The 13,470-nt window shown below is 36.0% G+C and carries 14 protein-coding genes; 2 read left to right on the plus strand and 12 right to left on the minus strand.

What is annotated here, in order from left to right; translation table 11 throughout:
- Positions 1 to 15 precede the first annotated feature (15 nt).
- Positions 16 to 1,326 (minus strand): ribosome biogenesis GTPase Der, encoded by a 1,311-nt coding sequence (der, locus tag V179_RS0111430; RefSeq protein WP_028391565.1) that lies wholly within the window; start codon positions 1,324 to 1,326, stop codon positions 16 to 18.
- A 439-nt stretch (positions 1,327 to 1,765) separates the two neighbouring features.
- Positions 1,766 to 2,374, minus strand: a complete 609-nt coding sequence (locus V179_RS0111435) for a YphA family membrane protein (RefSeq protein WP_028391566.1) — start codon at positions 2,372 to 2,374, stop codon at positions 1,766 to 1,768.
- Positions 2,375 to 2,705: 331 nt separating this feature from the next.
- Here V179_RS0111435 and V179_RS30030 point away from each other — a divergent pair, with 331 nt between their 5' ends.
- Complete coding sequence (locus V179_RS30030) at positions 2,706 to 2,840, plus strand: YpzI family protein (RefSeq protein ID WP_084552320.1); 135 nt, start codon at positions 2,706 to 2,708, stop codon at positions 2,838 to 2,840.
- 204 nt (positions 2,841 to 3,044) lie between these two features.
- On the opposite strand, the gene rpsA is transcribed toward V179_RS30030, so the two are convergent.
- The 8 genes from rpsA to prsW all read right to left on the minus strand — a co-directional run bounded on the left by rpsA (position 3,045) and on the right by prsW (position 10,465).
- A complete protein-coding gene (gene rpsA, locus V179_RS0111445) occupies positions 3,045 to 4,181 on the minus strand; it encodes a 30S ribosomal protein S1 (RefSeq protein ID WP_028391567.1) in 1,137 nt (378 codons plus the stop codon).
- A 187-nt stretch (positions 4,182 to 4,368) separates the two neighbouring features.
- Positions 4,369 to 4,950: a lysophospholipid acyltransferase family protein gene (locus V179_RS0111450; protein ID WP_028391568.1), complete on the minus strand. Its 582-nt coding sequence runs from the start codon at positions 4,948 to 4,950 to the stop codon at positions 4,369 to 4,371.
- Positions 4,951 to 4,952: 2 nt separating this feature from the next.
- The gene (cmk, locus tag V179_RS0111455) at positions 4,953 to 5,627 is read right to left on the minus strand and encodes a (d)CMP kinase (RefSeq protein ID WP_028391569.1); all 675 of its coding nucleotides are present in this window, start codon (positions 5,625 to 5,627) and stop codon (positions 4,953 to 4,955) included.
- A gap of 278 nt (positions 5,628 to 5,905) precedes the next feature.
- On the minus strand, positions 5,906 to 6,160 hold the full coding sequence (locus V179_RS0111460) for a YpfB family protein (protein ID WP_235179027.1): 255 nt from the start codon (positions 6,158 to 6,160) through the stop codon (positions 5,906 to 5,908).
- Between the two features lie 62 nt (positions 6,161 to 6,222).
- Positions 6,223 to 6,879 carry a flagellar brake protein gene (locus tag V179_RS0111465; protein ID WP_028391571.1) on the minus strand — a complete coding sequence of 219 codons (657 nt, stop codon included), beginning with the start codon at positions 6,877 to 6,879 and terminating at the stop codon, positions 6,223 to 6,225.
- A gap of 253 nt (positions 6,880 to 7,132) precedes the next feature.
- Complete coding sequence (gene ypeB, locus V179_RS0111470) at positions 7,133 to 8,485, minus strand: germination protein YpeB (protein WP_028391572.1); 1,353 nt, start codon at positions 8,483 to 8,485, stop codon at positions 7,133 to 7,135.
- 13 nt (positions 8,486 to 8,498) lie between these two features.
- On the minus strand, positions 8,499 to 9,359 hold the full coding sequence (sleB, locus tag V179_RS0111475; protein WP_051404935.1) for a spore cortex-lytic enzyme: 861 nt from the start codon (positions 9,357 to 9,359) through the stop codon (positions 8,499 to 8,501).
- A 440-nt stretch (positions 9,360 to 9,799) separates the two neighbouring features.
- Positions 9,800 to 10,465: a glutamic-type intramembrane protease PrsW gene (gene prsW, locus V179_RS0111480; RefSeq protein WP_028391574.1), complete on the minus strand. Its 666-nt coding sequence runs from the start codon at positions 10,463 to 10,465 to the stop codon at positions 9,800 to 9,802.
- A gap of 108 nt (positions 10,466 to 10,573) precedes the next feature.
- On the opposite strand from prsW, the gene V179_RS0111485 reads away from it, so the two are divergent.
- Positions 10,574 to 11,548, plus strand: a complete 975-nt coding sequence (locus tag V179_RS0111485) for an asparaginase (RefSeq protein ID WP_028391575.1) — start codon at positions 10,574 to 10,576, stop codon at positions 11,546 to 11,548.
- A 145-nt stretch (positions 11,549 to 11,693) separates the two neighbouring features.
- Here the strand turns inward: V179_RS0111485 and V179_RS32445 are convergent, their stop codons facing one another.
- Together V179_RS32445 and V179_RS0111495 are read right to left on the minus strand one after the other, a co-directional pair.
- Positions 11,694 to 11,876 carry an HXXEE domain-containing protein gene (locus tag V179_RS32445; RefSeq protein WP_161632343.1) on the minus strand — a complete coding sequence of 61 codons (183 nt, stop codon included), beginning with the start codon at positions 11,874 to 11,876 and terminating at the stop codon, positions 11,694 to 11,696.
- Positions 11,877 to 12,310: 434 nt separating this feature from the next.
- Positions 12,311 to 13,279: a YpdA family putative bacillithiol disulfide reductase gene (locus tag V179_RS0111495; protein ID WP_028391577.1), complete on the minus strand. Its 969-nt coding sequence runs from the start codon at positions 13,277 to 13,279 to the stop codon at positions 12,311 to 12,313.
- Positions 13,280 to 13,470: the final 191 nt, after the last annotated feature.

Below are 13,470 nucleotides of genomic sequence, written 5' to 3' on the forward strand. Positions count from 1 at the left end.
ATTACACCGCCTTCGTTATTTTCTTTGGCGACCGAACATCCTGATAGGACTTCCTTCGAAGCCAAAGGCGTCTCGAATTCGATTTTCTAAAAATCGTTGATAAGAAAAATGAAGAAGTTCTGGATCGTTGACAAAAACAACGAATGTTGGCGGTTTAACTGCAACTTGAGTTGTATAATACACTTTCAAACGAGCACCATTATGAGTTGGCGTTGGATTCATAGCAATTGCATCCATTAGTACCTCATTTAAGGTATTTGTTTGAACCCTTAACGCATGACTTTCACTGACTTGATCAATGATTGGCATAACCGTATGAATCCGTTTTTTCGTTAACGCAGATAAATATACGATTGGTGCATAGTCCATAAATAAAAAGTGTGCTCGAATACTTTCCTCAAATTCCTTCATAGTCTTTTCATCTTTTTCAATCGCATCCCATTTATTGACAACAATGATGATACCACGGCCCGCTTCATGAGCATATCCAGCAATTTTCTTATCCTGCTCACGAATTCCTTCTTCCGCATTCAAGACTACTAGAACAACATCGGAACGCTCAATCGCTCTCAAAGCTCTTAGTACACTGTATTTCTCCGTACTTTCATATACTTTCCCCTTTTTCCGCATCCCTGCCGTATCAATGATGACATATTCTTTACCATCAAATTTATATGGGGAGTCAATTGCATCCCTAGTCGTTCCTTCAATATCGCTGACAATCACTCGGTCCTCACCTAATAGAGCATTTACGAGTGATGATTTGCCGACATTTGGACGTCCAATTAAACTGAACTTAATGACACCCTCATCATAATCACTGCCATCAAATTGCGGAAAATGCTTAGCAACCTCATCAAGTAAATCACCAAGACCTAAACCATGTGATCCAGAGATTGGGTATGGATCCCCAAAACCGAGTGAGTAAAAATCATAAATTTGACTTCTCATTTCAGGGTTGTCCACCTTGTTTACGGCTAAAACAACAGGTTTTTTTGATTTATAAAGGATTTTTGCTACTTCTTCATCAGCAGAAGTGACTCCTTCACGTCCATTTGTCATAAAAATAATGACATCCGCTTCATCAATAGCGATTTCAGCTTGCTGGCGGATTTGTTCTAGGAAAGGCTCATCTCCGATATCAATTCCACCTGTATCAATTATATTAAAATCATAGGTTAGCCATTCTCCTGAACTATATATTCGATCTCTCGTAACCCCGGGAACATCTTCTACAATCGAAACTCTCTCTCCAACAATTCGATTGAAGATGGTTGATTTCCCCACATTTGGGCGGCCAACTATGGCAACTACCGGTTTTGGCATATTGTATGTCATCCTCTCTTTTACCATGTATCGCTTCCATCATTACATTCATGAATCCATTCCATTTATTGCGCATTAACGGGCAGTAGACCCCCACTGATTGAAGTTTCACTATTTCGTATTAAACCCTGCTTTATAGATAATCAAATATATTTTAATGAAATGAGTCCACAAACTTTCATAAAATATTGACAGGTTTCTTAAAGAAGACAACCTTCTTAGCATACGCTCTAATTGTTCTTCATTCGTAATCTGCAAAGCTTTAAAGAAGCCTCCACTAACTATCATATAGTATCAAACTTTTCAACAATCAACAATATAGAAAAACAATCACAATTTTCAACCAGTAAGTGACTTAATAAAAATTGGACATATACTTCCGTTAAATACCCTTCTGAGTATTTTTATTAGTTATATCCGCTTGAGTATTTCAAAATCTCTATAATTGTTTTTGGCCTGTCTGAAATTTGCTTTGCATATAGTTCATTACAAAAACGCTAAGCCATTCGATACCTGACCAAATAAGACTTGCAGTTAATGATATAGTTATCATATCAAGCAATATGTAAGATGTAGCTGAATAGGGAAGTGAATTATGCACCATTGCAATCATAAAAATACCATCTCCCCAAATCATCCCGATTAAGATGCTACTTATTCGCTGTTTAAAGCTTTTATATAAAAATAATGTTAAAAAATGAATCATTACAGCAGCTAACCACGTAGGATTGACAAAGACCCAAAGCGGATCAAGTATGGAAAATAACTGAAAAGAAGCATAACCTAATGCAATTATTAAACTAGACAGCATAAAATAGACAAACTGCAATAAGGAAAGTCTACGATGATAGATGAGGACGACAAATAATAAATAAATTCCAGCTAGCCCAATTGAGTACCTCCCAATATGAAGAAAGTATTCGGCCATTCCTATTACAGCTAAAAGATGAAATAATAATTGAAACCGATACACTTGTGTTTTTGAAAAAAAGAACATAATAATGACCCAGTCAATCCAGGCAATCCAATAAAAAATCAATCCTTCCATTTACAACACTCCTCTAAAAACAGTATATCTGCTTTATTCAGAGGTTAAACCTAGTCCTATCTCGTTTGTCATAATTTATATAATTTGTATGAAGGACATGGGACGGAGCTTCGCAATTTATCAATATAGTCAATCTGTATAGCAGGTTTACTTATTTTATCGAGAAAGCATACAAAAATCCGGCTTCACATCGCCACCATTGCGAATAGGTGAGTGTAGCGTGATAGATGAATTAGCCTTCAGGGTAAATGGTGGCGTTTTAACGCTATATTAGTTTGCTATGAATAAATGAAGGTCCCTTTAGTTAGGTTAAAAAGAGGAGGTGTTATAAATGGGAAAAGATCGGCAAGAGAAAAAATTAAAAATGAGCAAAAGGGTGGAATCAGACCGTGATCAGTCTCTTAAATATTCTGGTGCAACGAGATTAGAAGGGCCTGAAGAGGCAAGAAGAAGAAATAAACAGTAGTTTTCTGTTTTTAAATTACATGAAACTAAAAAAGTTAGGCTGTTCTAATAAAAGGTCGAGATCTTCTAATTCCCGATGTACAGTTTAATTTGTGTGTAATCGTATTAAACTGGGGATCTTCTAGAGTTCTGACTCAATTGAACATTCTAAAAAAAAGTGAAATTTCTATTAAGGGGGGGTGTTCACCCCCTTAATGATTATTTATTATTTAAATTTTTTAAATGCATCCCCAAGAATTTCACCTAATTGAAACCCTTTTGTCTCTTCAGGCAATTCATACTCCTCATATTGTGAGGAATCCTGCTCTTGTAAATCTTTAATACTCAAGGACAAGCGTTGATCCTCTTCATTTACCTCAAGTACCTTTACCGTAACAGGTTGACCTTCCTGCAAAACTTCATGTGGCGTGCCAATATGTTTATGAGCGATTTGCGAAATATGCACGAGACCTTCTACTCCCGGGAAAATTTCAACAAATGCTCCAAAAGAAACGAGACGCTTAACAGTCCCTTCAAGTACAGATCCTTTTGAAGCTTTTTCTGCAATTCCTTCCCAAGGTCCAGGTAATGTTTCTTTAATGGATAAAGAGATTCTTTCATTATCGCGATCAACCGATAAAACTTTCACTTTTACTTGATCGCCTTCGGAAACAACATCAGATGCTTTATCTACATGGTCATGAGAAAGTTGGGAGATATGAACTAAACCGTCTACACCGCCGATATCTACGAATGCTCCAAAATCTGTAAGCCTTTGAACGGTTCCTTCGATCACCTGTCCGCTTTCAATTTTATCAAGAATATTTGATTTTTGTTTTTTCTTTTCATCTTGAACAACAGCTCGATGTGATAAAATTAAACGGTTTTTCTCTTTGTCAAGTTCAACGATTTTAAACGTTAATGTTTTATTTTTATATTCTGAGAAGTCTTCTACAAAATAGTCTTCAACTAAAGAAGCAGGAACAAATCCTCTTACTCCTAAATCAACGACAAGACCGCCTTTTACAACGTCACGAACTTCAGCTTCAAATATTTCTTGAGCCTCGAACTTTTGTTCAAGTGTATCCCAAGCTTTTAAAGCATCCATTTTTCTTTTTGATAGAATAAGAGCTTCTTCTTCGACCTTGATTACTTCAAGCTCTAGTACATCACCTTCAGCTACCGCATCAGATGCTTTTTCAATGTGTAAGCTAGATAATTCACTTATAGGGATAATACCATCGGTTTTCGCGTTTTCCACAGCTACAATGACTTGTTTTTCCTCAACTTTGGAAACCGTTGCATTCACCTTGTCTCCCACTTCATAATTATTTACTTCAACTTGGTTCATGTCTTCTGTCATTACGAACTCCTCCTTAACCCATGACTGCACTGCAGAATTTCTATTCCAGGCTCTTTTTCGATCTAAGAATAAGTTAGCTTGCCTGTCCTTTAGAGTGAATAAAGATTTCATACTAATTCATAATTCGGAATTAATCCCCTATTTATATAAATTCTAATAAAAACGTTAAATTGTCAAGTAAGATGAATTATTTATGGTTATTTATCAATGTTTGGATTTCTGTCATAATAGCCTTCGTTGCGTCATCTGCTGAAACTTTCTCTTCGCGTATTCTTTCGAAATCTATTGGTTTACCAAAGACAATTTTTACAGGTCTAAACATTTTATAAGGACCAATGATCGCACATGGAAGGACCGCAGCTTTTGAACGAAGAGCGAAAAAACCAGCACCCGCTAATCCCTCCCCTAATAAACCATCTTTACTTCGTGTTCCTTCTGGAAAAAGCCCTAATACTTGTTCTTCTTTAAGTACCGCTAGTCCTTTTCGCAACGCCTCCCTGTCACTGAGACCCCGCTTTACTGGAAATGCATGAACTTTAGGTAAGATACCCTTCAAAATAGGAATCTGAAACAATTCTTCTTTAGCCATAAAGTGAATATCTCTTTTCGATGCAATTCCAACGATCGGCGGATCTAGGTTATTAATATGGTTGGAGCAAATTAGTACTCCTCCCTCGTTCGGGATATTTTCAATTCCGATCGCTTTAGCCCTATAGAACGGCAATAGAACAATTTTTACAACGTTTTTTGCAAATGTGTAAAAATTCAAATTCATCTTATCCTTTCTTCTATGAGCGAAGTGATTTTCTTTGCTACTTGTTCAATCGTCATCGAGGTAGTATCTAGTTCTATGGCATCATTCGCCTTTTTTAATGGTGATACTTCCCTTTCCGAATCCAGCTTATCACGTAAAGCAATCTCTTCTTTTAATTTCTCTATATCAGCTGAAAATCCTTTTTGTGCATTTTCCTGATATCTACGCTGCGCACGTTCTTCTACTGATGCAATTAAAAACACTTTTACTTCCGCTTCTGGGAGTACATGCGTACCAATATCGCGTCCATCCATGACAACACCGCCGCCTTTGGCAAGCTGTTGCTGTCTTCTAACCATTTCTTCTCGAATCGAACGATGCTTCGATACTTCAGATACTGACCCTGTCACCTCGTTATTTCTAATTTGAGCAGTGACGTTTTCACCATCAAGAAATACAAGCTGTCCATGTTCACTTGGCTTTAATACGATTTCCGTTTGTGTCAGCAACGAAAAAAGTTGCTGCTCTTCCGTTGGATTGATTCCTTCACTAAAAGCTTTGTATGTTAATGCGCGGTACATTGCTCCTGTATCTACGTAAATGTAATTAAAATGTTCTGCCACTATTTTTGCCACAGTACTCTTCCCTGCTGCTGCAGGACCATCGATGGCAACAGATATTTTCTTTCTCATAAATCCTCCTAAAATCCAAATCAATTGCTGTAATATCCTATCCCTTTTATTTTATCACATTCACTTAATGAAACAGAAATACTTTTGCCCTAATTAAGTGAAACTTCAATCGTTGTTTATTTTCATCTCAACTTTTTGATTCTACGACCAAAAAATTGAAGTCGAGATATTTAATCTGTTATACAAGTGAAATAGATTTCAAATTCCGTAGTAACACATCCATAATCTCTTAAACGTCAAATATTTAGCCAATAAAAAAAGCGAAAAATTCGCCTTTTTTAGTCTTGCAAATCTTCGAATGTTTCAATAACTTTTGTATAATTATTGCTATTGACTCCTTCATACTGAGCAAGCTTTTTTAATTGACCAAAAGATTCTTCACGATTCAAAAAAAGTTGAAATACCAGTAAGAAAATCAATTGGATCCAAATTAATTTAATTATAATTCGTTCCACCGTTTTCAAAATAACTAAAAACCCTCCATTTGCTACTTTGTACTTATTAACAGTATGGAGAAATGATTTAAAATTCATTCAATTACTTTTCAAAATATAGAAATAATATATTTTAGTAATAACGCTTTATGTATAAAATATTAGATAAGACCACGTTTCTTTAATTCCATCTGTTTTTCAAATATAAAACGCATGATTAATTGAGTATCCGTGTCTGTTGTTTCGAAAAATTGAACCGAAAGGATATTTTTCCCTTTATATTGTTCATTAAAGCGAGTAATCCTCCCCTTCAAGCATAGATAATGAATTTCACCTGATTTTAAGGGCAAACAAAGCCATATTTTTACGTTGCTAGTCGCTTTAATCTCTATATTTCTTGGTAGCCTTATTGCTGCTCCTCCAGCACTTATGTCTTCCGTGATCGTTTTAAAAGGTGAAAATTCATTCTTTTCTGGATGTACGGCTGCATCTACTGAGACATCTAATCTTACAAATTGTCGCCTCTGAATTCGAATGAAGGTATTTTCTGGAGGTAATAATAATTGAATCATTGGAATTCTTGCTCTAATTCTCCCCAGCACTTCAGAATCAAAAATATGAACCATTTGTTCCGAATCAGTAATTGTAATCTCCAATTGCATACCATCTGGCAAAAACGCAATCTTACCAGTCTCAACATTCACTGGATAATCAATAAATAAACCGCCATCCTCTATTTCAACTACCATTGCTTTATACGTTTCTTCAGTCATAGAAAACCTTGGCTTTATTAATAAAGCGTCCCCGATATTAATCATTACTTCACACTTCCCTATAATAACTTGTTCAAATATTCTTCCTTCCACCGCTTTGACTGTATTCTTGAACATCGCCTTTTCTATCTTTATTTCCATTATTATTACATGAAAACAAAAAAAGGAAAAGCACATAAGGTACTCTTCCTTTTTAGTAATTATTATAATATGCCACTAAAACATTCTAAATGTTTAAAAACCCTAAAATAGATAGAGGGGGACACACCCATCCTATTCGTAGTTTACATCAATTGCGTTACAAAATATTCTCATAAACAGGTTCGGAATTTTTTAATTTTTCCACTTTTTCTTCTCTTCCCGAATTAGCATTAATAAAAATCCGATACGTATCCTGATTAATCGTACCTAAAAATTCATAACAAAGAACTTCTTGGTCGAGATCATTAACAATTAACGCTTTTCTCTCCTCCATAATCTGTACGTTTTGATTGATTTTCGTTTTCGCTTCTTCTGCAGATAGTGTAGCTTGAGGTATATCACGCTTTTTATGTGACTGAAAGAAGTCATCAGCTGAGAAGCCGAGCACTGATCCATCATCAAGTGCAATTTTTATTTTTACCGAATCTGGATAGATCCTAATACCATCTTGTAAAGTCACGAAGTTAAATAATCCTACATGATCATATTGAGCACTTTCAAATAGATCTAGTGATTCAAAATCATTTTCTTTTAGAAATTGAACCGCTTTATTGCTCGCTTGATTTAAATCTAATTTACTGTTCTGAATGTCACGATTGTTTATATACCATACTGGATATCCGCCTATTTTCGTTAGATCCATATCTACTTCATTATTTGTCTTTGTTTCAACAAGACTTATACTGTAAAATCCGTATTTCGCACCTTTGCCATTTTCTACAACTTTGACTTCAATCGGTTCTGTCATTTTTGCATATTTCTTTGCTTTTTGAATTGCTTCTTGTTTCGAAATAACCTCACCTTTTAAGTTTTGAAAGTTTTTATTTTCTTGTTTAGTACTCGTATGCGTAGGGTCTCCTGTTTGGGCTTCTGAGTAACCTGATACTGTTTTCTCCACCGTTTCGAAGCCATCAATAATCGTGTTATCTGCATTCTCTTTCCCAGATGCTAAAGCCATTTCAACATCCATCCAACGAAGATTATTCTTAATGACAAGATATTGGACTTTTCTTAGTTCCTTCTGAATTTCTCCAGCTTGCCCATAAAGAGATTCAAGTCTAGCATATTCCTGATCATTAAGCGGTTCTTTTTCCAAATCTCTCACAGCAGTTCGATAGCTAAAATCACCAATATCTGACAAGAACTCTTCGGTTTTATTAAATGGGAGTAATGTCAATGGAAGTTGACCCACGTCATTTTGTGCTTCAGACGTAATTCTCCAAACATCTGTAAGTGCAGGACTAAGTGAAGTACGAGAATTCATTGCTAATGTATTACCAATCTTATCTTGCAATATATCTACTTGATACGATAAATCGTGAAATGCACGTTGATACGTATTTTCAGCATTAATCAAGATTGCATTTTTTTCCTTATGTTCTTGGTAGCCCCAAAACCCCGTACCTGCAACAGCTGCTACTAAAACACCAATCACTACGTTTCTAATCAATTTGATTCACCTCTCAATGACAGAAAATATGTTTGCCGATTTGTTTAATTTGCGGTCTTGTCCAAATCCATTTACTTGTGGCAGTTGCCGGATTAAAGTAATACTCTGCATTTCCGCTCGGATCCCAGCCATTAATTGCGTCAATAACCGCTTCTTTTGCTCTTTCGTTAGGAGACAGCCAGATTTGACCATCCGCTACAGCCGTGAACGCTCCAGGTTCAAAGATAACCCCAGAAATCGTATTTGGAAACGAAGGACTATCGATACGATTTAAGATAACCGCAGCAACAGCTACTTGTCCTATATAAGGTTCACCTCTTGCTTCGCCATACACTGCATTCGCTAATAATTGAATATCATTCTGAGAATAGCCAGCTGGGAGATTCGATGCAGTATTCGTTTTTTGATTGCCTTTGGTAGCTTGTTTAGTATTTGTACTAGTTTTCCCTGTAGTTTTCGTATTCTTCTTATTTGTATTCGGTTTTATTTGCTTTGCAATATCTACCCCACCATAATACGTAAATTCGTTACCTTTTTGAATTTGTGTATGGACGAATTTCGCATTAAAATTCGATGCATCTGCAAGTTTTTTTTTCGTTGTAAACCCAGCTAAACCATCAATAGGTAATCCAAAGCTTTGTTGAAAATTTCGCAAAGCCCAATATGTCCCCCACCCATATACCCCATCGATTTTGCCATGATAATAGCCGATGTTTTGCAAACGAGCCTGAAGCTCAATGACATCGTCTCCGACCGCACCTTTTTGAATCACTTGACTCGTAAAGGCCGAAGCATGAATATCAGAAAATGCTAGACAACAAACAGCTAAACCTGTCGCTATTACCCCTTTCCATTTTGACGAAATTCCTTTCATCAACTACACACCCTCTTTTTCTTATGATGTAATGTAGTCCTATTTTCTTCTTAAGGGCCGTTTTTATTCCAAGATAAGTAGAAAAAGCCTTAATAGAAAAAAGAGGAAAACCAAATGGTCTCCCTCTTAACTCACATTTAAATAATTTGAGATATAAAAAAGGCTCTTTTCGTAAAGATTGTTGTTTTTAGCAAAAAACCAATTCGAGCAGATGATTGATTGTAGTGGAAGGTGCGAAACTCCTGCGGGAGAAGCGTGTTGAAGAAGACCTCGCAAGTGCAAAGCACTGAGGAGGCTTTTGAAACCGCCCTCGGAAAGCGAGTACCTGCAACGGAAATCACCCCCGGTTGTTAGTGTAAATATAATTGAAAAGCAACAAAGTATGCGAAAACAGCAAAAAACAATGATTCACTTCGTCTGAAACCGTTGTTTTACATGTTTTAAAAACTTCTTGTTTCATGAAATTCAGATAAAAGTCGTGCAGATTTTACTTTTTTCAATGCTAACCACCAAAGAAAAATCATAAATGGCAAAATTAAATAAATCCAAAATCGATCAGTCAAGAGTATGAAATCGTACATACCATGAAGAAACACAGTTACACTAAGGGATAAGAACAAAAATAGTTTTTTATGTGTGTTTGAGAATTTAGCTTTGCCGAGATAATACCCCATTATTACTCCGAATAATGCATGGCTGGACACAGGGAGTATCGCTCTACCTAATGCATGTTCGACTCCGTTTGCAATTAAATATAAAATATTTTCCATCGTCGCAAAACCTAATGAAACAGAAACACCATAAACAATCCCGTCGTACGGTTCATCAAATACTGCAAACGGATAAATAATATACAAAAGAAAAAACCATTTTATGAATTCCTCCAACAGTGACGCTTTTAGAAATGCTTCGCCAAATTGTGATGTAAAGACATTTTCTGTTTGCAACACGTATTGAAGAAACATAATCGGTAGCACAAGAGAAACCCCATATAAAAACGTCTTTAACACAGCAGAAACCGGTTCAGAATCATATTGATCTTTCAAATAAAAATAACATAGCAATGCCAAACCTGGTGCAATGCCTGCAGTTAAAATGACCAGCATGGCTGACCCCTTTTCATATCTTTTATTTAATCGTATCATGTAATAAGGAAAAAGAAAATGACAGCTTAAATTCTGTTATTGGTTTTAAAAAGAACCCGGAGGTGACGAATTGTGAAAAAAAATGTGTTAATCATTCATACAGGTGGAACAATTTCTATGATGGAGGATTCGGCCGGCTCCGTAAAATTAGCCGATGAAAATCCAATAAAAAAAACATCTGAAACAATACGCGACATGGCAAATTTTATCGTTAAAGAGCCTTTTAATTTGCCTTCGCCACATATCACTGCTATTGAAATGCTTTCGATTAAGAAACTAATTGAAGAATCGATCCAAAAGCAATCAATCGATGGTGTTGTAATCACTCACGGTACAGACACACTTGAAGAAACAGCTTACTTTCTAGACTTGACGATTCAGACGAATATTCCCATTGTTGTCACAGGTGCTATGCGCTCAAGTAATGAAATCGGCTCTGACGGATTATACAATTTTATCTCATCTATTAAAGTCGCAACTTGTGATCAGGCTATAGACAAAGGCGTACTCATTGTCTTGAATGATGAAATTCATACAGCCGCCAACGCCACAAAAACGCATACTAGCAATGTGTCCACATTTCAAAGTCCCCAATATGGTCCAATTGGAATTGTGACAAAGGGTGCAGTTTTTTTTCATCATCAGCCTATACATCGAGAAAAGTATCAGATGAAAAGCGTTTCAAAACGAGTAACTTTGCTTAAAGCACACGCCGGAATGGATTCTGCCTTATTTTATGCATTAAAGGATATAAATATCGATGGATTAGTCATTGAAGCACTTGGCCAAGGTAATATGCCTCCTGAGACATTAAAAGGAATCGAGGGACTCTTAGCAGCAAATATTCCTGTTGTGATCGTGTCTCGCTGCTTTAATGGAATCGTACAGGATGTGTATGGATATAACGGTGGTGGAAAGCATTTGAAAGATATGGGGATTATTTTCTCAAACGGTCTTAACGGTCAGAAAGCACGGATTAAATTATTGATCGCTCTACATAACACAGAATCTCATATAGAAATTCAGCGAATGTTTTCTCTGTAAAGGTCGACAAATACTCGATTCAAAGAAAATTAGCCCTATATTAAAACAATAGTTTTGCAATCCAATGGGATAAAAGCGCAAAAGGAACTTGTAAAATAAAACCTAATCATAGAAACCATATAAATTTTTTACCGTTATTAACTTCTCATTGAACAAGTATTTGAGCGTTATAATAGAATAAGGATAGATGAACAATCATTGAGGTAAATATGCCTAGAACATAGTCTTTTAATATAATAAATTGAATGAAATGACTGACAACGTTAGCTAATAATAGACCTGGTACTAAGGATGAAAAGAATGTAAGTGGCTCTATTCCTAAAAACACTCGATTCTTTAATGCTATATAGCTTCCATTGACTGATATAATCTATAAAAGTAAAAAGGCAAACGTAAACTGCTTTGTTGTTAAAGTAAAAGGGATCGTTTCAGAATGATTATAAAGAAAAGTCTCTACAGTCAAAATTTCTTCCAAATCGTAAATGAAATAAAGGAGCGGAAAAAGCCAAATGAATCGCTTCAATTTTGCGTGGTTAGCTACTTGTGACTTTATCTGAATCACCCCTTCAATAATTTTTTCAACTTTTGTAAGAATGTCTTTACAAATGCATCGGAAAACTAAATCGAGAGGGCGTCTCATAAGGGTCTGACTTCGCATTCTAAATCAGTATGTAGTGTTTCTTATAAGTATCTTATACTGTATTTAGTTGTTTTTTAGTCTAACCTCTTGCTTTTGGGACACCCGCTCTATTAGTTTGCAATTTAGTAAATTTTAGAAGCAATATCCGTAGCGATCATTCCACCATGAAAACGACCGTTTTCAATAAAGATTTCATTCGCATTATCTCCAGCAGCGATCACCCCAGCAATGTATATTCCAGTTACATTCGTCTCCATTGTCTCCTCGTTAAATAGTGGTCTGCCACTTTCTTCTTGAATGTGAATGCCCATTTTTTTTAAAAAAGAATAATCTGGATGGTACCCTGTCATAGCAAACACATAATCACTTTTAATCGTTTCGGCACGCTCTGCTGTATGGTAGATTACTTGTTCTTTAGTGATTTCATCAACATGAGCCCCAAATACCATAGTAATTGTCCCATTCCTTACTAGTGATTCAAATTCAGGTAATATCCATGGTTTAATGCTCTTCGAATACTCCGTGCCACGATAGAGGACAGTAACCCTAGCACCCGCCTTTACGAGTTCCAACGCAGCATCAATACTTGAATTTTTTCCACCAATCACGGTTACATCTTTATCAAAGAATGGATGACCTTCCTTAAAATAATGCGATACGTGGGGAAGATTTTCACCTGGAATATTTAAATAATTCGGATGATCATAATAACCAGTTGCGACTATAACGGCTTTCGCTGAATACGTCGCCTTAGAAGTAGTTACAACAAATGTACCTTTTTCGGCTTTAGCAACACTCGTTACATTTTCAAATGATGAAATTCGTAATTGTTTTCTCTTTACTACTTCTCGATAATACGCCAGAGCCTGATTTCGGACTGGTTTTCTATTTTCTGTAATAAAAGCAACATCGCCAATCTCAAGTTTTTCACTCGTACTAAAAAACGTTTGATGGGTTGGATAGTTATAGATGGAATTCACAATATTACCTTTTTCAATAACGAGCGCCTGAATTCCTTCATTCCCTAAAGCTATTGCAGCACTAAGCCCACAAGGTCCCCCACCAATTATAATCACTTCTTCATGAATCATTGTTATACCCTCTTTCTTATTATCAAAGCACACGGCATCCTTTTATCCCTCATTAACGTGCAGGAACCCCCCACTGATAAAAGTATCACTTTATTGGCTTTTGATCTCAAACCAATCGTGCATCGTGCCTATTATTAAATACCATTCCTTATATTTCAAGAATAATTGCAAAAAAAATCTCCTTTTCATTT

It is taken from the genome of Bacillus cihuensis, from assembly GCF_000504145.1.
In the GTDB taxonomy this organism is placed as follows: Bacteria; Bacillota; Bacilli; order Bacillales; family DSM-1321; genus Peribacillus; species Peribacillus huizhouensis.